We start from the raw sequence: 18,284 nt of genomic DNA, 5'->3' as shown, positions 1-18,284 counted from the left end.
GGGTTGAAAGGCCGCCTTGCAAAGTTTTTCGGGTTCTGCCGTCGGTCCGGGTCAGTCCAGCCAGTCGGGGATACGGTCCAGACCGATCAGTTCGTCAATCGACTGACGCGGGCGGACGATGGCGAAGTCGTCGCCCTTGACCAGAACTTCGGGCGTCAGGGCACGGGTGTTGTAGGTCGATGACATCACCGCACCATAGGCACCTGCCGACATGACCGCGACCAGATCACCCGGTTTCAGGTCATCGGGCAGTTTGCGGTCCTTGCCAAAGGTGTCGCCGGTTTCGCAGACCGGGCCGACGATATCGACGGTTGCCTGTTTGTCGCCTTCACCCTGTTCATCGACCGGGATGATTTCGTGATAGGCGTTGTAAAGGGTTGGCCGGATCAGATCGTTCATCGCGGCATCGAGAATGACAAAGCGTTTGGCCTCGCCATCCTTGATATACATGACGCGCGAAATCATCACACCGGCGTTGCCCGCAATCAGGCGGCCCGGTTCGAGCGTGATGTGACAGCCAAGGTGCCCGACGGTTTCACGCACCATCTGGCCATAGGCATCGGGCAGGGGCGGTGTTTCGCCCTGATAGGCAATGCCAAGCCCGCCACCAAGATCAAGGTTGCGGATATTGATGCCTTCGGCGCGAAGCTTTTCGACCAGCCCGGCAAGACGGGTGAACGCCTCCCGGAAGGGGGCAAGATCGGTTAGCTGCGATCCGATATGCATCGCAATGCCGGTGACCTCGATCCCGTCCATGGCGGCTGCCATGCGGTAAACCTCGATCGCGCGGGTCCAGTCGATGCCGAACTTGTTTTCGGCCTTGCCGGTGGCGATCTTTTCATGGGTTTTGGCATCGACATGCGGGTTGATACGGATCGCGATGCGGGCCTTTTTGCCCATGTCGAGGGCAACCCGGTTGAGTTCTTCAAGTTCCGGGATGCTTTCGACATTGATCTGGGCGATATCGGCATCAAGGGCTTCGCGCATTTCGGCATCGGCCTTGCCAACGCCGGAAAAAATGACTTTGCCCGGGGCGACACCGGCACGCAGGGCGCGGCGCATTTCACCAACCGAAACCACATCGGCACCCGCACCCAGTTTGGCGAGCGTTTTCAGGACAGCCTGATTGGAGTTTGCCTTGATCGCATAGCAAACCGTGGCATCAAGCCCGTCAAACGCACCGGCATAAACCCTGTAATGACGTTCAAGGGTGGCGGTGGAATAGCAATAGAACGGCGTGCCGACCTTTTCGGCAAGCTCGGGGATGGAAACGCCTTCTGCGTGAAGGACGCCATCAATATATTCAAAATGGTTCATTGTGCCGGATATGTCCGTGGATATTTGTTGCCTTCGTCGGTCGGTGGTTCAAGCGGGCCTTTTTTGCCGCAGGCGGCAACAGACAGGCCCAGCATCACCGCCAGTACGATCACTGTGCTGCGTTTAAAGATCGGGTTGCTCATTTCAGGAACCTTTCCTTTGCCGCCGCGACCTGTTCCTTCACCCGGACCGGGGCGGTGCCGCCAAAGCTTTGACGCGCACTGACCGATGCCTCGACAGTCAGGACATCGTAAACGGCGCTGGTGATTTTCGGTTCGATCCCCTGAAGGTCTTCGAGCGAAAGCTGATCGAGATCGCACCCCTTGCCCTCGGCAAGTTTCACGGTGGCACCCACCACATGATGGGCGTCGCGGAACGGCATGCCCAGTTCGGCAACCAGCCAGTCGGCCAGATCGGTTGCGGTGGTGTAACCCGCACCGGCGGCCGCACGCATATTGTCCTTATGCACCTTCATGTCGGCAATCATGCCGGTCATGGCGGCGACACAAAGACCCAGATGGTCGTGGGCCTCGAAGACCGGTTCCTTGTCTTCCTGCATGTCCTTGGAATAGGCCAGCGGCAGACCCTTCATCGAGAGCATCAGGGAATTGTAGCAGCCAACGATACGGCCGATCTTGGAACGGATCAGTTCGGCGGCATCGGGGTTGCGTTTCTGCGGCATGATCGAGGAGCCGGTCGAAAACTTGTCCGACATGCCGACAAAGCGGAACTGTGCCGAACACCAGATCACCATTTCCTCGGCCAGGCGCGACAGGTGCATGGCGGTGATCGAGGCTGCGTTCAGATATTCCAGCGCAAAGTCGCGATCCGACACCGCATCCAGCGAGTTCGCGGTCGGGCGATCAAAGCCAAGCGATGATGCCGTCATGTGGCGGTCAATCGGATAGGGCGTTCCGGCAAGGGCCGCCGAACCCAGCGGGTTTTCATTAGCGCGCGTGCGGCAATCGGCAACGCGGCCACGATCCCGGCCAAACATTTCGACATAGGCCAGAAGATGATGGCCAAAGGTGACCGGCTGGGCGGCCTGAAGGTGGGTAAAGCCCGGCATGATGGTTTCGGCATGGGTGCCGGCCTGTTCGACCAATGCTTCCTGAAGGCCCTTGAGCCCGGCTTCAAGATCGGCCAGTGCCACGTCGCGCACCCAGAGTTTGAAATCGGTCGCGACCTGGTCATTGCGGGAGCGCGCGGTATGCAGACGACCGGCGGCAGGCCCGATCAGATCACGCAGGCGGCTTTCGACATTCATGTGGATGTCTTCAAGGGCGGCAGAGAAGGTAAACTGGCCGCTCTCGATTTCTTGAAGGATCTGGTCTAGACCCGCGACTATTTTGTCGCCATCTTCTGCGGGGATGATCTTCTGCTTGACCAGCATGGCGCAATGGGCTTTGGAACCCTGAATGTCCTGGGCGTACAGGCGTTTGTCAAAGCCGATGGAAGCATTGATTTCTTCCATGATGGCGGACGGGCCCGCTTCAAAGCGGCCTCCCCACAGGGCGTTGGCATTTTTCTGGTCGGTGGCGTTTTGATCGGTCATTGTGATCCGCAAGCGTTGGAAAGGTGAGTATTGTGAAGGCATTGCTTCGTTACGTAAAACTGGGCGTGATTGTCGCCATATCGGCCATTTATGCAAGCCCTGCCTTTGCAGATACGCAATTGCCGCAAGAACTTTCGAAAATGGAGACGGTGCCTGAGGGCTCAAGCCTGCCGGAAAAGGCGGTTTTCATCGAGGCCGATGGCAGCGAAAGTGACCTTAAGAACCTGAAAGGAAAGGTTATTCTGGTCAATCTTTGGGCGACATGGTGCGCGCCCTGCATCGAGGAAATGCCCGATCTTGATCGACTGGCGGCGAAAATGGATGGCAAGCCGTTCCGTGTTCTTGCGCTTAGTCAGGATCGCGGTGGGGCGGAAATCGTGCAGGAATTCTTTGATGAAAACGGAATCGGCCATCTTGATGTCGTGCTTGATCCGCGCGGGGCAACCGCACGGGCATTTGGCGCGCGCGGCCTTCCGACCAGTTTCGTGATCGATGCCAACGGGCAGGTTATCGGCAAACTGGAAGGCACGGCCAAATGGGATGCCGACGGGGTTATCGACTATTTCAACAATCTGATTGATGCCGCGTCCTGATTGGGATCAATCAGCACTTTCCATCAGTGATAGAACCTGATCAAGGGTCGGGGCGGCGTCGGCAGCCCCATAGCGCGTGGTCGCCAATGCCCCGGTCGCACAGGCAAACCGGACGGCATCACGCAGTGGTCGTCCGTCATGCAGGGCAACGGCCAGCCCGCCATTGAAACAGTCCCCCGCGGCAACCGTATCAATTGCGGCAACGTCAAAGGGTTCGACCCTGCCCGACTGGTCGCCGTCGGAATAAAATGCGCCCCTTGATCCCATTTTGATCACCACGATACGCGCGCCCATTTCGTGCAGTTTTGATGCGGCCGCGTGGGCGGTTTCATCATTGTCGGGGTGAATGCCGGTCATGGCAGAACATTCACTGATATTCGGGGTGACGATGTCGGTCAGTTCCATCAGATCGCGCAAAACAACCCGGTCGGGCACCGGTGCCGGATCAAGGATGATGGTTGCGCCAGCTTCGCGGGCGTATTTCATTGCGCAGGCAATGGCAACAACCGGGCATTCGAGCTGCACCAGCAGATAATTGCAATGTTCCAGAAACACCTGTTTTTCGCGGATGTCGGCCCGGCTCATGGTCATGTTTGCCCCACCGGCCACCGTGATGATGTTTTCGCCAGCATCGTCGATGGATATCAGGGCAGTTCCGGTCTGGGCGTCGGCCGACTGGATCAGCTGGTTGGTGTCAAAGCCTTCGGCGTTCAGGGTATCGATCAGGCTGCGTCCCAGAACATCATTGCCGATTTTGGAAATGAAAACAGGCATTTGACCCAGTCGTGCAACGGCAATCGCCTGATTGCATCCCTTTCCGCCCGGGCCGGTCATGTAATCCTTGGCCGATACGGTTTGGCCGGGTTTGGGCAATTGGGCAACGCGGGCGGCAAAATCGATATTGGAACTTCCGACGATGGCAATGGTCATGGACTATCCGATTAGAAAATTTCTAATACCTTTTACTGATATTGGCATCTTTTCAGGTGTTTAAAGAACCCGGATGCAACATTTCAGGTGAAATGCATCACACCGCTGAAAGGCCGGTCAGGTAAGGCAATCGGTATGGTCTGATGACGTATTCAGACAGGTTGGAATTCATCGCGCAGGGCAGCGTAGATTCGTCTGAATTTGGCAAATCGCGGCTGATAATCGGCATGTTTGCGCATATCGGGTTCGATCACTTCCTGAATGACCGGTTTCTGACAGACATCCTCGACCGTTTCGTGATCAAGTGCCAGCCGCCCCAGACGGGCCGCGCCAAATGCCGGGCCCTTGGCCGCCCCTTCGTATCGGGCAAGCGGGCATCCCATGATGTCAGATATCAGTTGAATCCAGTATCGGCTGCGCGCGCCGCCGCCAATGACACCGGGCAATTCGCAATGCGTTCCGGCGGCATGCAGGCGCGATTGCCCGTCCAGCAGGGCAAAGCCGACACCTTCGAGCACCGATTGGACCATTGTTTCGCGCGATGTGTCGCTACCAAGGCCAAAGAACACGCCGCGTGCATAGGGATCGTTATGCGGGGTCCGTTCGCCATTAAGGTAGGGCAGGAACACAACATCCGACGGGGCCTTATGCGCGGCTTCGGTGCGTTGCAGCAATGCGCCGATATCCTTTTCCCCCAACAGGTTTGCCGCCCACAAAAGGCAGCTTGCCCCGTTGAGCAATACCGCCATCTGGAACCAGTGCTGGGGCACGGCATGGGCGAAGCTGTGCAAAAGTTCCTGGGGTTTCGGGCGATAACGGTCGGATGCCACGAAAATCTGTGACGAGGTGCCAAGCGAAATGAAGCCGTCGCCATGGCTGACCGCGCCGACACCGATACCACCGGTCGCGGCATCGCCGCCACCACCGGCAACAATCACGGTCGGCTTCATATCCCAGCGCGCGGCCAGTTCACCGCGCAGATGGCCGGTGGGATCGCTTCCTTCGGCAAGGCGGGGCAATTGGGCGATATCCATGCCGGTTGCGGCAATGGCGTCAAAATTCCAGCTGCGGCTTTCTTCATCAAGCCAAAGGGTTCCGGCGGCATCCGACATTTCGGTGACCTTTTCACCGGTCAGGCAGAAACGGATATAATCCTTGGGCAGCAGGACGGTTTTGATTCGGGCAAAGATTTCGGGTTCGTGTTTGCGCAGCCACATCAGTTTGGGCGCGGTCATACCGGGCATGGCAACCACACCGGCCTGCGATGGCAGATCGGGCAGGGCGGCCTGCAATTCATCGCATTCGGCCTTGGCCCGGCCGTCATTCCACAGGATCGCCGGACGAAGTGGTTTATCATCGGCATCAAGGATCACCGCACCGTGCATCTGGCCCGACAGGCCAATCGCGCGAACCGCGGCAAGGGCTTTGGGGTTGGATGATTTCAACTGATCCAGCGCGGTGCAGGTCGCAGCCCACCAGTCATCGGGGTGCTGTTCGCTCCAGAATGGTTTGGGGTTGCTCAGCGTCAGGGGCACATCGGTTTCGGCGACGGTGACCGAATGTTCATCCATCAGAAGCGCTTTAACGGCAGATGTACCGACATCTATTCCGAGAAACATGTGGGACGGCCTCCTGGGTCCTGACCTGGACTCTTTTTTTGGTCTTGGTTCCTTGGCCGTCATCATAGCAGGGCAATTTCTGATCGAAAGATCAAAAGCTTTGCACGTTGGTTAAATCATCAATCCAATGCAAAAAGGCCACCGCAGCGATGCGATGGCCCTTGAATGCGTAACCTGGCAATGATTAGCGGGTCGGGACCGGCTCGTCACCGCTATAGTCATAGAAGCCGCGGCCGACCTTGCGGCCAAGCCAACCGGCTTCGACATATTTGACCAGAAGCGGGCAGGGACGATATTTGGTATCGGCCAGACCATCATGCAGGACATGCATGATCGACAGGCAGGTATCCAGACCAATGAAATCGGCCAGTTGCAGCGGCCCCATCGGATGGTTTGCGCCAAGGCGCATGGCATCATCGATGGACCGGACATTGCCGACACCTTCGTAAAGCGTATAGATCGCCTCGTTGATCATCGGCAGCAGAATGCGGTTGACGATGAAGGCCGGGAAATCTTCGGCACTTGCCGTGTCTTTGCCCAGTTTCTTGGTCAGTTCATGAATGGTGCGATAGGTCGGCTCGTCCGTGGCAATGCCGCGGATCAGTTCGACCAGCTTCATCAGCGGCACCGGATTCATGAAGTGCATGCCCATGAATTTCGACGGGCGGTCGGTATAGGATGCCAGACGCGTCACCGAAATGGACGAGGTGTTCGTCGCAATGATGGCTTCGGGGCCCAGAACCGGACACAGAGCCTTGAAAATCTGTTTCTTGGTTTCTTCGTTCTCGGTTGCGGCCTCGATCACGAGATCGCAATCAGACAGGAAGCTGTATTCCGTACCCGTGGTAATCCGGGCGAGGGCTGCTGCTTTCTGTTGTTCGGTGATCAGGTCTTTCTTGACCTGACGATCCATGTTCTTGCCAATCAGGCCAAGCGCCTTGTCGAGCGCCTCTGCCGATACGTCAAGCAGTCGGACGTCGTAGTCGGCAAGTGCAATCACATGAGCAATGCCATTGCCCATCTGACCGGCGCCGATTACGCCAATGGTCTTGATATCTTCAAGCGAAGCCATTTGTTCCCCACTCATCCCCAAGGGTCAAAACAAGGTCAGAACAACGTTCTTTAGATTGTTCTGACCCTAGATGGGATCTGATTATTTGTCGAGTTCGCTCGCCAATGCGGGAAGGGCCTCGAACAGGTCCGCGACAAGACCGTAATCGGCAACCGAGAAGATCGGTGCTTCTTCGTCCTTGTTGATCGCAACAATGACCTTACTGTCCTTCATGCCGGCAAGGTGCTGAATCGCACCTGAAATGCCTACCGCAATGTATAGCTGCGGTGCAACAACTTTGCCGGTCTGGCCGACCTGCCAGTCGTTCGGGGCGTATCCCGCATCGACGGCGGCGCGCGAAGCACCAATGGCAGCGCCGAGTTTATCGGCAATCGGTTCGATCAGGTGGAAGTTCTCGCCCGAGCCCATACCGCGACCGCCAGAGATGATAACGCTGGCTGCGGTCAGTTCCGGACGTTCCGACTCGGTCAGTTCCTGACTGACAAAAGCGGATTTTCCGGCATCTTTCGCAGTTGCGATATCTTCGACGGATGCGGAACCGCCTTCGGCCGCGACCGGATCAAAGCCCGTGGTACGCACCGTGATCAGTTTCAGGCTGTCGGACGACTGAACGGTTGCCATCGCGTTACCGGCATAGATCGGACGGACGAACGTATCGGCACTTTCGACATCGGTGATGTCGGAAATCTGTGCGACGTCTTTTAGTGCGGCAACGCGGGGCATGAAGTTTTTGCCCGTGGTCGAGGCGGCGACCAGAACGTGGCTGTAATCACCGGCCAGTTCATTGACCAGACCCGCCATGTTTTCGGCCAGGAAATGGCCATAGGCCGCGTTATCGGCAACCAGAACCTTCGAGACGCCCGCAACCTTTGCGGCCGCATCGGCAACCGCACGGCAGTTTTCGCCCGCGACCAGAATGGTGATGTCGCCACCGATTTTCTGTGCGGCGGCAACGGTATTGAGCGTTGCGCCCTTCAGTTCGGTATTGTCGTGTTCGGCAATAACAAGAATGCTCATTTGATCGGCCCCCGCTTAAATCACTTTGGCTTCGTTGCGAAGCTTGTCGACAAGCTCGGCGACGCTGGCAACTTTCACACCTGCCTGACGTGCCGGTGGTTCCGTCACTTTCAGGGTTTTCAGGCGCGGCGCGGTGTCGACACCAAGATCAGCCGGGCTTAACGTATCAAGCGGCTTTTTCTTGGCCTTCATGATGTTGGGAAGTGACGCATAGCGCGGCTCGTTCAGGCGAAGGTCGGTGGTGACGATGGCCGGAAGATCGATCTTGATGGTTTCAAGGCCACCATCGACTTCGCGGGTGACGTCAAGCTTGCCATCGGCAACGGCGACCTTGGACGCGAATGTGCCCTGCGGCCAGTCCAGAAGGGCGGCCAGCATCTGACCGGTCTGGTTGGCGTCGTCATCAATGGCCTGTTTGCCGAGGATCACGAGATCCGGGCTTTCCTTGGCAACGACTTCCTTGAGAAGTTTGGCAACGGCAAGCGGTTGCAGTTCGTCGTCGGTTTCGACCAGAATGCCGCGATCGGCACCCATGGCAAGGGCGGTACGCAGTGTTTCCTGACACTGTTTCACACCCAGCGATACGGCGACCACTTCGGTCGCGGTGCCGGCTTCCTTGAGGCGGACGGCCTCTTCAACGGCGATTTCGTCAAACGGGTTCATGGACATTTTGACGTTGTTCAATTCAACGCCAGACTGGTCCTGTTTGACACGGATCTTGACGTTGTAATCCACAACGCGCTTAACGGCGACAAGAACCTTCATGACAGACCTGTTCGTTTTTGTTGTCGAAGCTATGGGCTTGCTGCGTTCTGCCGGGGCAGTCCGTAGCGGGGCCCGATGTTACTGTTTTCCCCGCGATGCACAATAGGGGGTGCTACGGGGCTTGTCAATTTACGTAAAGAGGTTAACGTTAACGATAACCTCTTTACTGAAATTCTGAAGTATCTGGCGGCATTGATAGGCAACCAGCCCCCGAAAAGACAGGGATTTATTCGAATATTTGCCTAGCGGGTCAGGCCGGGTTGCCACAGGATATCGTCCTTGCCGCCATTATTGGCATGACGGGCCAGAACGAACATATGGTCCGACAGGCGGTTGATGTAGCGCACCGCTTCGGGGTTGATCGCCTCGATTCCCGCAAGTTCGACAATCAGCCGTTCGGCGCGGCGCGATACGGTGCGCGCGACATGAAGCTGGGCGGAAAGGGCGCTGCCGCCGGGCAGGACAAAGGATGTCAGCGGATCCAGACCGGCATTGATCGCATCGATTTCGCTTTCCAGCCGTTCGGTTTGCGTGGCCGTAATGCGAAGGGCCGGGCGTTCCGGGTTATCGTCACTGCCGTCACCGGGCGTACACAGATCAGCCCCAAGATCAAAAAGATCGTTCTGGATGCGGGCCAGCATGGCATCAGCGTCACCGGTCGCATGCAGGCGGGCGACCCCGATCACCGCATTGGTTTCGTCCACCGTGCCATAGGCCGCAACGCGGACATCGTTTTTGGCAACGCGGGTGCCATTGCCAAGGGCGGTTTTACCCTTGTCGCCGGATTTGGTGTAGATGCGGGTCAGTTGAACCATCTTGAATTCCGTTATTCTGAGACGTGACTTTCTGAGGCTAGACCTTCGGCGGGCTTATTTGCCAAGCGCCATGAAGGACAGTATGACCAGCAGCAAAAGGGCAATCCCCTGTACCAGTACGCGAAGCTGCATCAGCTTGTTGGATTTTCTGGCATCCTTGCCGCGCGCCATGGTGACGATGCCAAGAACCAGAATAACCGCGACCGCGGCCATCGCGATCAGAACGCCAATCTGTAAAAATCCAGCCATACCGGACTACTCCTTTGTGCCGCCCTTGCGGTGGTAATGTGCCGGGCGGGGCGACATGCTGCGTCAAACTGCGGGCGGGGGCAAGGTCGCAGATCGAAAAATCTTTGCGATTTCTGATGACTGGTTCCTATTGCTGGCCGGATGGCGTGAAATCGCGCCGGTCAATCCGAAGCTTTTTGATCCGCGATGCCAGTGTTGTCGGCTTTACATTCAAAAGGGCCGCCGCGCCATCGGGGCCAAAAATCCGGCCGCGTGTGGTTTCAAGGGCGCGGATGATATTGTCATATTCACGTTTGCGCCGGTCATCTTCGGTCAGGATTGCCGATTGGGGGCTTGCCTGATCACGCGTGGGGTTGGCATTGCCATGGTCGGTTTCACGGCGGTTGGGTTCGGGCAGGTCAAAATTCAGTTTGCCGTCACGGGCCAGAATGGCGGCGCGTTCGATAATGTTTTCAAGTTCGCGCGCATTGCCCGGCCAGTCATATTTCATCAGGCTTCGGACCTGCCCGTTGGTCAGGGTCAGTTGCGGGATGTTCAGCCGCTGGCAGATATTGCGCAGGAAATGTGTCGCCAATGGCGGGATATCGTCGGGCCGTTCGCGCAGTGGCCGACATTCGATGGGAAATACATTGAGGCGGAAATACAGGTCTTCGCGGAAGCGGCCCAGCCGGACTTCTTCCTTGAGATCGCGGTTGGTTGCGGCCAGCAGGCGGACATTGACCTCGCGGGTGCGTTCCTCGCCGATGCGTTCGAATTTCTGATCCTGCAGAACGCGCAAAAGCTTGCCCTGCAGCTCCAGCGGGATTTCACCGACCTCGTCCAAAAACAGCGTCCCGCCATCGGCCAGTTCAAACCGCCCGACGCGATCACGCACCGCGCCGGTAAAGGCACCGCGGACATGGCCGAAAAACTCGCTTTCGAACAGTTCATGGGGGATGGCGGCACAGTTTACGCGCACCAGAACGCGGTCGCGCCGATGGCTGGCCTGATGGATGGCGCGCGCGATCAGTTCCTTGCCGGTCCCCGATTCCCCGGTGATCAGGACGTTGGCATCGGTAGGGGCGACCAGATCGATCTGTTTAAGTGCACTGTTGATCGCCTCGGACTGGCCGATGATTTCGTGGTGGTTGTTGGTCGACAGGATTTCTTCCTGCAGATAGGCGTTTTCAAGTTCCAGCCTTTCGCGCAGGCGGTCGACTTCGGCAAGCGCCGCATGCAGCTTTTCCTCGGCAATCTTGCGTTCGGTGATATCGCGAAACACGATCACCGCCCCGATCACCAGCCCATGATCGCGGATCGGGGTGGAGGTATATTCAACCCGGATCGGTTTGCCGTCGCTGCGCCAGAAGACTTCGTCGTCAACGCGCCGAACGATGCCTTCGCGAAACGCATTGTAAATCGGGCAATGTTCGGCGTGGTAGGGATCGCCATTGACATGCGAATGGTGGATGATCGAATGGATTTCCTTGCCCACCAGTTCCTCGGCCGTCCAGCCCAGCATGCGTTCGGCGGCGGGATTGACAAAGGTGGTGACGCCGTCGCTGTTGACCCCGTAAATGCCTTCGCCCGCCGCACCCAGTATCAACTGGTTTTCGCGTTCGATTTCACGGAAGAAACGTTCGGCGCGCCGCCATTCGGCAATGCCTTCGCGCAGGTAATTATCGGCTTCGGAATCGACATCGCGGCGGTGGCGGGCATCGAGATCGCACAGGATGATGATCAGATAATCCTCGCCCTCCCAATGCAGGGCGCGGGCTTCGTGTTCAAGCCGGATTTCGGTGCCATCGGCATGCATCAGGTTCAGGCCCCGTGTCCAGGCAAAACCGTGATAAAGGGCGGCCTGGCTGAACACCACAAGGCTTGGCACCTGTCCCTTGTGCAGGCTGCTCATGGCGGTGGATTTCAGATCGGAAATGCTGCGGCCCAGCAAATGCGCCGCTGCCTGATTGGCAAACATGATGCGATCACTTTGCGGATGCACCAGCAAAGTCGGATGAATATGCGATGCAAGGGCCTGTTGATACAGGGCGTACGAAACCGTTGGGGGTGGAGGGTTTGCAATCTGATCCATCGTGGTCGGCCTACGATATTTCGTAAATATGGTTACGAAATATCGTAAATTACGAAATTTCGTATTGCCTGAGATTGCGCCTGTTTCGCGCCAAAGTCCAGTCTTTCCCTAGAGTTTGTCGCGCCGCACAAATCTGGCACGCCGGTTGCTGTTATCACCCCGAATATCGGTGTCGCCTGATGGGCGACGTAAACAAAACAGGGGGTGACCACATGTCTATCAAAAGTCTGGGCGATCCATTCAGTGGCGAAAGCGATCTGCGGCATAGCAAATCGTGCGGCTGCGAGGCTTGCGCAACCGGCAAACATCACCATGCCGGTCATGACCATCACGAAGACACATACGATCTGGCATCGATGCCCGCCCATAGCGATATGGCTGTGGATGGGGCGGCATCAGCATCTGGCAAGCTTGCCAGCAGCGAGGAAATGCTGGATCGCGCGATTGAAAGTGCGGTGGTCCGCTCTGTCTTCGGGCATAACGAGATTTCGCGTCGTTCCTTTGCTAAAATGGTTGGTAGCGGCACGATGATGGCGGCACTGGCATCCGTCCTGCCGCTTGATAAGGTTAAGGCGGCGATCCTTGATGATCTGGGCACGCCGGAAAAAACCAAACTGAATATCGGTTTTGTTCCGATCACCTGCGCCACACCGATCATCATGGCCCAGCCGATGGGCTTTTATGAGAAATACGGTCTTGATGTTGATGTGATCAAGACGGCGGGCTGGGCGGTCGCACGTGACAAGTCATTGAACAATGAATATGACGCGTCGCATATGCTAACCCCGATGCCGCTTGCCATCACCATGGGGGCCGGTTCGACCGCGACCCCGTTCCTGATGCCAGCAGTTGAAAACATCAACGGGCAGGCGATTGTCCTGCATAACGACCACCTTGATAAACGCGATCCGAAACAGTGGAAGGGCTTCAAGTTCGGTGTGCCGTTCGAATATTCGATGCACAACTTCCTGCTGCGTTATTACGTCGCCGAACATGGCCTTGATCCGGATAAAGACATCCAGATCCGTGTCGTTCCGCCGCCCGAAATGGTCGCGAACCTGCGTGCCGGTAATCTTGATGGTTATCTGTCGCCCGATCCGTTCAACCAGCGTGCCGTCTGGGAAAAAATCGGTTTCATCCACACCCTGACCAAGGATATCTGGGAAGGTCATCCGTGCTGCGCATTTGCCTGTTCCAAGGCATTTGCCGATGAAATGCCCAATACCTATGGCGCGCTTTTGAAATCGATTGTCGATGCGACGCAATACGCATCCAAGCCCGAAAACCGCAAGGAAATCTCGGCCGCAATTGCGCCGACCAACTATCTGAACCAGCCGGTGCCGGTGATCGAGCAGGTCCTGACCGGGCGTTATGCCGATGGTCTGGGCGAGGTCAAAAATGTGCCCGATCGCATCGATTTCGATCCGTTCCCATGGCATTCGATGGGGGTGTGGATTCTGACGCAGATGAAGCGCTGGGGCTATATCGACGGCGATGTCGATTACAAGAAAATCGCCGAAGAAGTCTATGTCGCGGCTGACTGTGCCAAGATCATGAAAGACCTTGGTTACGAAGCGCCAGACAGCACCTATCAGAAATACACGATCATGGGCAAAGTGTTCGATCCTGATCAGCCCGAGGCCTATGTCAACAGCTTCCCGATTGGTAAAGGGGTAAGCTGATATGATCGCATCCCTGAATGCCAGGGCGCTGCTGTTGTCTGCTGTTTTGCTGGCGGTTCTTCTTGGAATATGGGAGGCCGCCAGCCCCCAGCAGAAACTGGGCAGTGAACTGACAGAATATGAAATCCTGATGGGCGGGGCGGAGCCAAAGGCCGCCGTGCCGCCGCCATCTGCGGTATTCGTCAAGGCGTGGGAAGAACTTTCCAACCCTTTCTATGATGCCGGTCCCAACGACAAGGGGATTGGCATCCAGATCGGTTATTCGCTTTATCGCGTGCTGTCGGGCTATTTTCTGGCCGCCGCAATTGCCATTCCGGCCGGGTTCCTGATTGGCATGTCGCCATTGATGTATCGCGCGCTTGATCCGTTCATCCAGATCCTTCGCCCGATTTCGCCGCTGGCGTGGATGCCGCTTGCGCTGTTTGTCATTCAGGACAGTCAGGCATCGGCGATCTTTGTGATCTTTATCTGTTCGATCTGGCCGATGCTGATCAATACGGCCTTTGGCGTTGCCGGTGTGCGCAAGGATTGGGTCAATGTCGCGCGCACCCATGAACTTGGTACGCTTAAAACCGCGTGGATCGTCATCCTTCCGGCGGCGGCACCGACCATCCTGACGGGGATGCGGATTTCCATCGGGATTGCGTGGCTGGTGATTGTGGCCGCCGAGATGCTCGTGGGGGGTACCGGCATTGGCTATTACGTCTGGAACGAATGGAACAATCTGGATCTGACCAGTGTGATCTTTTCGATCCTGATGATCGGCCTTGTCGGGATGCTTCTTGATACGGCGTTCGCCTATTGCGCCCGCCTTGTGCAGTACCAGGAATAAGGAAAAGCACCATGCCAACACCCTTCCTGAGCGTACAGGGACTAAGCAAACGGTTTCCCGGCCCCAAGGGCTCCGATCCGTTAACCGTGTTTGAGAACGTCAATCTGGGGATCGAAAAGGGCGAATTTGTCTGCATCATCGGTCATTCGGGCTGCGGCAAATCGACGATCCTGAATATCCTTGCCGGGCTGGACGAGCCGACCGACGGGGCGGTGATCATGAATGGCAAGGAAGTATCGGGGCCAAGTCTTGATCGCGGTATCGTGTTTCAGAACTATTCCCTGTTGCCGTGGTTATCCGCGCTTAAAAACGTGACCTTTGCCGTGCAGGCGCGCCATCGCAACTGGACCAAAAAACAGGTCCATGATCATTCGATCAAATATCTGGAAATGGTGGGGCTGACCGGCGGGGCGGAGCTTCGCAAACCATCGCAATTATCAGGTGGTATGCGGCAGCGCGTTTCGATTGCGCGGGCCTTTGCCATTCAGCCGGAACTGTTGTTGCTGGATGAGCCGTTTGGCGCGCTTGATGCCCTGACACGTGGCAGCATTCAGGATGAATTGATCCGTATCTGGGCCGGGTCGGATCAGACCGTTTTCATGATCACCCATGATGTCGACGAGGCGATCCTTCTTGCCGACCGTATCCTTCTGATGACCAACGGCCCCTATGCCAGGGTCGCGGAATCGGTACAGGTCGATATCGAACGCCCGCGCGTTCGCGCCGATATCATCCATCATCCCGACTATTACGACATTCGCAACCATCTGGTCGAATTCCTTGCCAAGCGATCCCGCGAACTGGCCGGAAAACGCGACGAAGATGGCGTTTCCGAGCCAAACGTCATCCGTTTTGGCGTGAACGGGCAGGTTGCCAATACATCCAACAAAGGTGCCGGGGAAACACCTGCGCGTGCGCGGGTGGTGAATGGTGCCGACTAATCCGTAACGACACAGACAGTGAAGTGGAGAAAAGCTGTGAAAAAAGCAGATGTGAAAGAACTGATCATTACGTCCAAAAAAGCCAAGAGCCTTGGCTGGGAAGAAATCGCCAGCAAGATCGGCATGTCCCCGGTCTGGACCACCTCGGTCTGCCTTGGCATGAATTCCGCGCCCAAGGAAAAGGCCGATATGCTGGTGGCCCTGCTGGAGCTTCCGGCGGAGGCATCCGCCGTGTTGCAGGAATGCCCGATGAAAATCTGGGAACAGGCCGTGCCGACCGATCCGGCTGTTTACCGCATTTATGAAATCATGGGCGTTTACGGCGAAACGATCAAGGAAATCATCCATGAGAAGTTTGGCGACGGCATCATGAGTGCGATTGATTACGAGATGTATATCGAACGCAAGGCCGATCCGAAGGGCGACCGTGTTGTTGTGACCCTTGATGGTAAATTCCTGCCGTATCGCGCCTGGTAATATCGGCAGCGGATGAATATTGATCCGCATGTCGCAGTCCAGTCAGGCCAATCTGCATCAGCGGGTTGGCCTGATCTGTTGTTGCCGTAGGACTGAAACAGGGCGGGAAACAGTCAATTGCCAAATTCGCGCTGGCGGGAAGGCCGTCTTATCCTGCATCTTGGGGACATCACATTGGATAAGGGTTGATGATCTGGCGCAATGTGCGATCCCATCAACCGCCATGACCCTCATCAGGAAGGATAATATTCAGATGGCTGATCTGTCTGCATTTGACATCACCAAACGCTGGCCCGCCAAGGACCCCGATATCCTGCAGCTTTATTCCCTGCCGACGCCAAACGGGGTCAAGGTTTCGATCATGCTGGAAGAAACCGGTATCGATTACGAGCCGCATTTCATTGATATCGGCAAGGACGAAACCTGGACACCGGAATTCCTGTCGCTGAACCCGAATGGCAAAATCCCGGCCATCATTGACCCGAGCGGCCCGGATGGAAAACCGGTTGGCCTGTTTGAATCGGGCGCAATTCTTTTGTATCTGGCGGAGAAAACCGGAAAATTCCTGTCGTCTGATCCGATTGCCCGGATCGAAGCCATCCAGTGGGTGTTTTTCCAGATGGCGGCGATTGGCCCGATATTTGGTCAGCTTGGCTTTTTCCACAAATTTGCCGGGCGCGAGTACGAGGATAAACGCCCGCGGGATCGGTATGTTGGGGAATCCAAACGTTTGCTGGGTGTTCTCGAAACCCGTCTTGCCGGGCGTGACTGGATCATGGGTGATGAATATACCATTGCCGATATCGCGACCCTTGGCTGGGTGCGCAACCTGATCGGTTTCTATGATGCCGGGGCACTGGTGGATTATGACAGCCTGAAAAATGTTCCGGCATGGCTTGAACGCGGGCTTGCGCGACCGGCGGTAAAGCGCGGTCTGGAAATTCCGGCGCGTCCTTAGTTTGCCGGGGTTGTGTAATCAATTGGCCCGCCGGATGAAAAATCTGACCAGCCGGTCAGAAATGCTTTTCATCCGGCCGGGCTGGGATTAACACATGGGGGTAATCCAGTATTCGTCCCACGTTTCAAGCGAGCCCACCCATGAGCACCGCCCAGACCACCAGCCGTATCAAGGATCCGGCACTTGCCGCCAATATCACCGATGAAACCCTTGCCTGGCGCGAGGTGATCTGCCCGGTGACCGCCAAATACGGCAATTACGTTGCCAAACGCGACCTGCGTGACAAAACCATCGTCAGTTTCCAGCACGTTCTTGAAGACACCATTCCGACCCTGCTGCCGTTTGTCAAAGCGGGGGCCACGGTCAAGGTGGGGGCGTGCAACCCCGATAGCACCGATGATGTTGCCGCGGCCTATCTGGCGGCGAACGGGGTCGAGGTCCATGCCTTTTCCGGCATGACGCCCGATGAATATGCCAAAAGCATCGATATCCTGTCAGACAGCCCGGCCGATATCGTGGCCGATATGGGTGGGGAGCTGATCGAGGCGTTCGTGAAAAAGGGCCATAAGGTTGATGGCGCGCTTGAAGCGACCACGACCGGCGTTCACCGCGTTGAAAAGCTTGATTTCACCTTCCCGGTCTTTAACTGGAACGATATCGCGATCAAGGATCGCCTGCATAACCGCCATCACGTGGCACAGGAAATGTGGCCGGTCTTTTCCAATGTCACCGGTCTGGCGCTTTATGGGCGTTCGGTTCTGGTGATCGGTTTTGGCCCGGTCGGGCGCGGCGTTGCCGAACGGGCGCGTAATCTGGGTGCAGTGGTTTGCGTCGCCGAACGCGATCCGGTTCGTGCGCTTGAGGCCCAGCATCACGGTTGCCGGGTTGTTGGCCTTGAAGACGGGCTTCGGGAGTGTGCGATTGTTGTTACCGCGACGGGTTTTTCCGGCATCCTTGGCGCGGATCAGATCAAGCTGGCGCGTCGCGGTGCCATTCTGATCAATGTCGGGCATTCCAATACCGAAATTGACGTCAAATGGCTTGATACGCAGGAACGCACCCGCATGCGCCGCTATATCGAGCGTTTCACGCTTGATGATGGCAAGGAAGTTTACCTTCTGAACCGTGGTAGCCTGCTTAACCTCGCGCCGGGCATGGGGGGATCGGGCAAGGATCTGTTTGATCCGTTTTCCGCCATTCTGATCCGCGGGATCGACTGGCTGGCATCGGGTGGTGCATCGTCGTTCAAGCCGGGATTCTATGATTACCCGGCCGATGTCGAACGCGAAATTGCCGAGGCGGTTTTGCATTCGCACAGCTGATAGGGCGGAAGATGCAACAGGGCGGGGATATCGATTTCCCGCCTTTTGTATCAGAATCGGTATTTTGAT

Annotated in this window: 18 protein-coding genes; 7 read left to right on the top strand and 11 right to left on the bottom strand. The window is 56.8% G+C overall.

Going from position 1 to position 18,284, the window contains the following annotated elements; genetic code table 11:
- Nucleotides 1–51: 51 nt before the first annotated feature.
- Genes lysA through argH form a run of 3 tightly spaced genes read right to left on the bottom strand, consistent with a single transcriptional unit; the run spans nucleotide 52 to nucleotide 2,872 of the window.
- Nucleotides 52–1,317 carry a diaminopimelate decarboxylase gene (gene lysA, locus P8T57_RS06485; RefSeq protein WP_341364942.1) on the bottom strand — a complete coding sequence of 422 codons (1,266 nt, stop codon included), beginning with the start codon at nucleotides 1,315–1,317 and terminating at the stop codon, nucleotides 52–54.
- Nucleotides 1,314–1,460, bottom strand: coding sequence for a lipoprotein (locus P8T57_RS06480; RefSeq protein WP_147250134.1), 147 nt, complete (start codon nucleotides 1,458–1,460; stop codon nucleotides 1,314–1,316). The genes lysA and P8T57_RS06480 overlap by 4 nt, the downstream gene beginning before the upstream one ends.
- Entirely contained in the window at nucleotides 1,457–2,872 is a 1,416-nt protein-coding gene (argH, locus tag P8T57_RS06475; protein ID WP_341364941.1) for an argininosuccinate lyase, read from the bottom strand. The genes P8T57_RS06480 and argH overlap by 4 nt, the downstream gene beginning before the upstream one ends.
- A 32-nt stretch (nucleotides 2,873–2,904) precedes the next feature.
- On the opposite strand from argH, the gene P8T57_RS06470 reads away from it, so the two are divergent.
- On the top strand, nucleotides 2,905–3,465 hold the full coding sequence (locus tag P8T57_RS06470; protein ID WP_007092017.1) for a TlpA disulfide reductase family protein: 561 nt from the start codon (nucleotides 2,905–2,907) through the stop codon (nucleotides 3,463–3,465).
- A 6-nt stretch (nucleotides 3,466–3,471) separates the two neighbouring features.
- On the opposite strand, the gene rbsK is transcribed toward P8T57_RS06470, so the two are convergent.
- The 8 genes from rbsK to P8T57_RS06430 form a co-directional block, all read right to left on the bottom strand.
- A complete protein-coding gene (gene rbsK / locus P8T57_RS06465; protein WP_037987108.1) occupies nucleotides 3,472–4,395 on the bottom strand; it encodes a ribokinase in 924 nt (307 codons plus the stop codon).
- Nucleotides 4,396–4,547: 152 nt separating this feature from the next.
- Nucleotides 4,548–6,014, bottom strand: a complete 1,467-nt coding sequence (gene xylB / locus P8T57_RS06460; protein WP_341364940.1) for a xylulokinase — start codon at nucleotides 6,012–6,014, stop codon at nucleotides 4,548–4,550.
- A gap of 184 nt (nucleotides 6,015–6,198) precedes the next feature.
- Nucleotides 6,199–7,086: a 3-hydroxybutyryl-CoA dehydrogenase gene (locus P8T57_RS06455; protein WP_037987116.1), complete on the bottom strand. Its 888-nt coding sequence runs from the start codon at nucleotides 7,084–7,086 to the stop codon at nucleotides 6,199–6,201.
- 81 nt (nucleotides 7,087–7,167) lie between these two features.
- Nucleotides 7,168–8,103 (bottom strand): FAD-binding protein, encoded by a 936-nt coding sequence (locus tag P8T57_RS06450; protein WP_110252491.1) that lies wholly within the window; start codon nucleotides 8,101–8,103, stop codon nucleotides 7,168–7,170.
- A 15-nt stretch (nucleotides 8,104–8,118) separates the two neighbouring features.
- Nucleotides 8,119–8,868, bottom strand: coding sequence for an electron transfer flavoprotein subunit beta/FixA family protein (locus P8T57_RS06445; RefSeq protein ID WP_037987118.1), 750 nt, complete (start codon nucleotides 8,866–8,868; stop codon nucleotides 8,119–8,121).
- Between the two features lie 242 nt (nucleotides 8,869–9,110).
- Entirely contained in the window at nucleotides 9,111–9,683 is a 573-nt protein-coding gene (locus tag P8T57_RS06440; RefSeq protein ID WP_341364939.1) for a cob(I)yrinic acid a,c-diamide adenosyltransferase, read from the bottom strand.
- 54 nt (nucleotides 9,684–9,737) lie between these two features.
- On the bottom strand, nucleotides 9,738–9,932 hold the full coding sequence (locus tag P8T57_RS06435) for a twin transmembrane helix small protein (protein ID WP_007092349.1): 195 nt from the start codon (nucleotides 9,930–9,932) through the stop codon (nucleotides 9,738–9,740).
- Nucleotides 9,933–10,059: 127 nt separating this feature from the next.
- Nucleotides 10,060–12,003 carry a sigma 54-interacting transcriptional regulator gene (locus tag P8T57_RS06430; protein WP_341364938.1) on the bottom strand — a complete coding sequence of 648 codons (1,944 nt, stop codon included), beginning with the start codon at nucleotides 12,001–12,003 and terminating at the stop codon, nucleotides 10,060–10,062.
- 212 nt (nucleotides 12,004–12,215) lie between these two features.
- Here P8T57_RS06430 and P8T57_RS06425 point away from each other — a divergent pair, with 212 nt between their 5' ends.
- The 6 genes from P8T57_RS06425 to P8T57_RS06400 all read left to right on the top strand — a co-directional run bounded on the left by P8T57_RS06425 (nucleotide 12,216) and on the right by P8T57_RS06400 (nucleotide 18,215).
- Nucleotides 12,216–13,685 (top strand): CmpA/NrtA family ABC transporter substrate-binding protein, encoded by a 1,470-nt coding sequence (locus tag P8T57_RS06425; protein ID WP_063092069.1) that lies wholly within the window; start codon nucleotides 12,216–12,218, stop codon nucleotides 13,683–13,685.
- A 1-nt stretch (nucleotide 13,686) separates the two neighbouring features.
- Nucleotides 13,687–14,517, top strand: coding sequence for a nitrate ABC transporter permease (ntrB, locus tag P8T57_RS06420; RefSeq protein WP_007092352.1), 831 nt, complete (start codon nucleotides 13,687–13,689; stop codon nucleotides 14,515–14,517).
- An 11-nt stretch (nucleotides 14,518–14,528) separates the two neighbouring features.
- Nucleotides 14,529–15,458: an ABC transporter ATP-binding protein gene (locus P8T57_RS06415; protein ID WP_341364937.1), complete on the top strand. Its 930-nt coding sequence runs from the start codon at nucleotides 14,529–14,531 to the stop codon at nucleotides 15,456–15,458.
- Nucleotides 15,459–15,494: 36 nt separating this feature from the next.
- Nucleotides 15,495–15,935: a cyanase gene (gene cynS / locus P8T57_RS06410; protein ID WP_341364936.1), complete on the top strand. Its 441-nt coding sequence runs from the start codon at nucleotides 15,495–15,497 to the stop codon at nucleotides 15,933–15,935.
- 253 nt (nucleotides 15,936–16,188) lie between these two features.
- On the top strand, nucleotides 16,189–16,893 hold the full coding sequence (locus tag P8T57_RS06405) for a glutathione S-transferase N-terminal domain-containing protein (RefSeq protein WP_341364935.1): 705 nt from the start codon (nucleotides 16,189–16,191) through the stop codon (nucleotides 16,891–16,893).
- 140 nt (nucleotides 16,894–17,033) lie between these two features.
- Nucleotides 17,034–18,215, top strand: a complete 1,182-nt coding sequence (locus P8T57_RS06400; RefSeq protein ID WP_341364934.1) for an adenosylhomocysteinase — start codon at nucleotides 17,034–17,036, stop codon at nucleotides 18,213–18,215.
- Nucleotides 18,216–18,284: the final 69 nt, after the last annotated feature.

The sequence above is a fragment of the Thalassospira sp. SN3W genome, assembly GCF_038070535.1.
GTDB lineage: Bacteria > Pseudomonadota > Alphaproteobacteria > Rhodospirillales > Thalassospiraceae > Thalassospira > Thalassospira xiamenensis.
The sequence above is the reverse complement of the archived record's forward strand: the minus strand, read 5'-3'. Positions and strand labels throughout refer to the sequence as shown.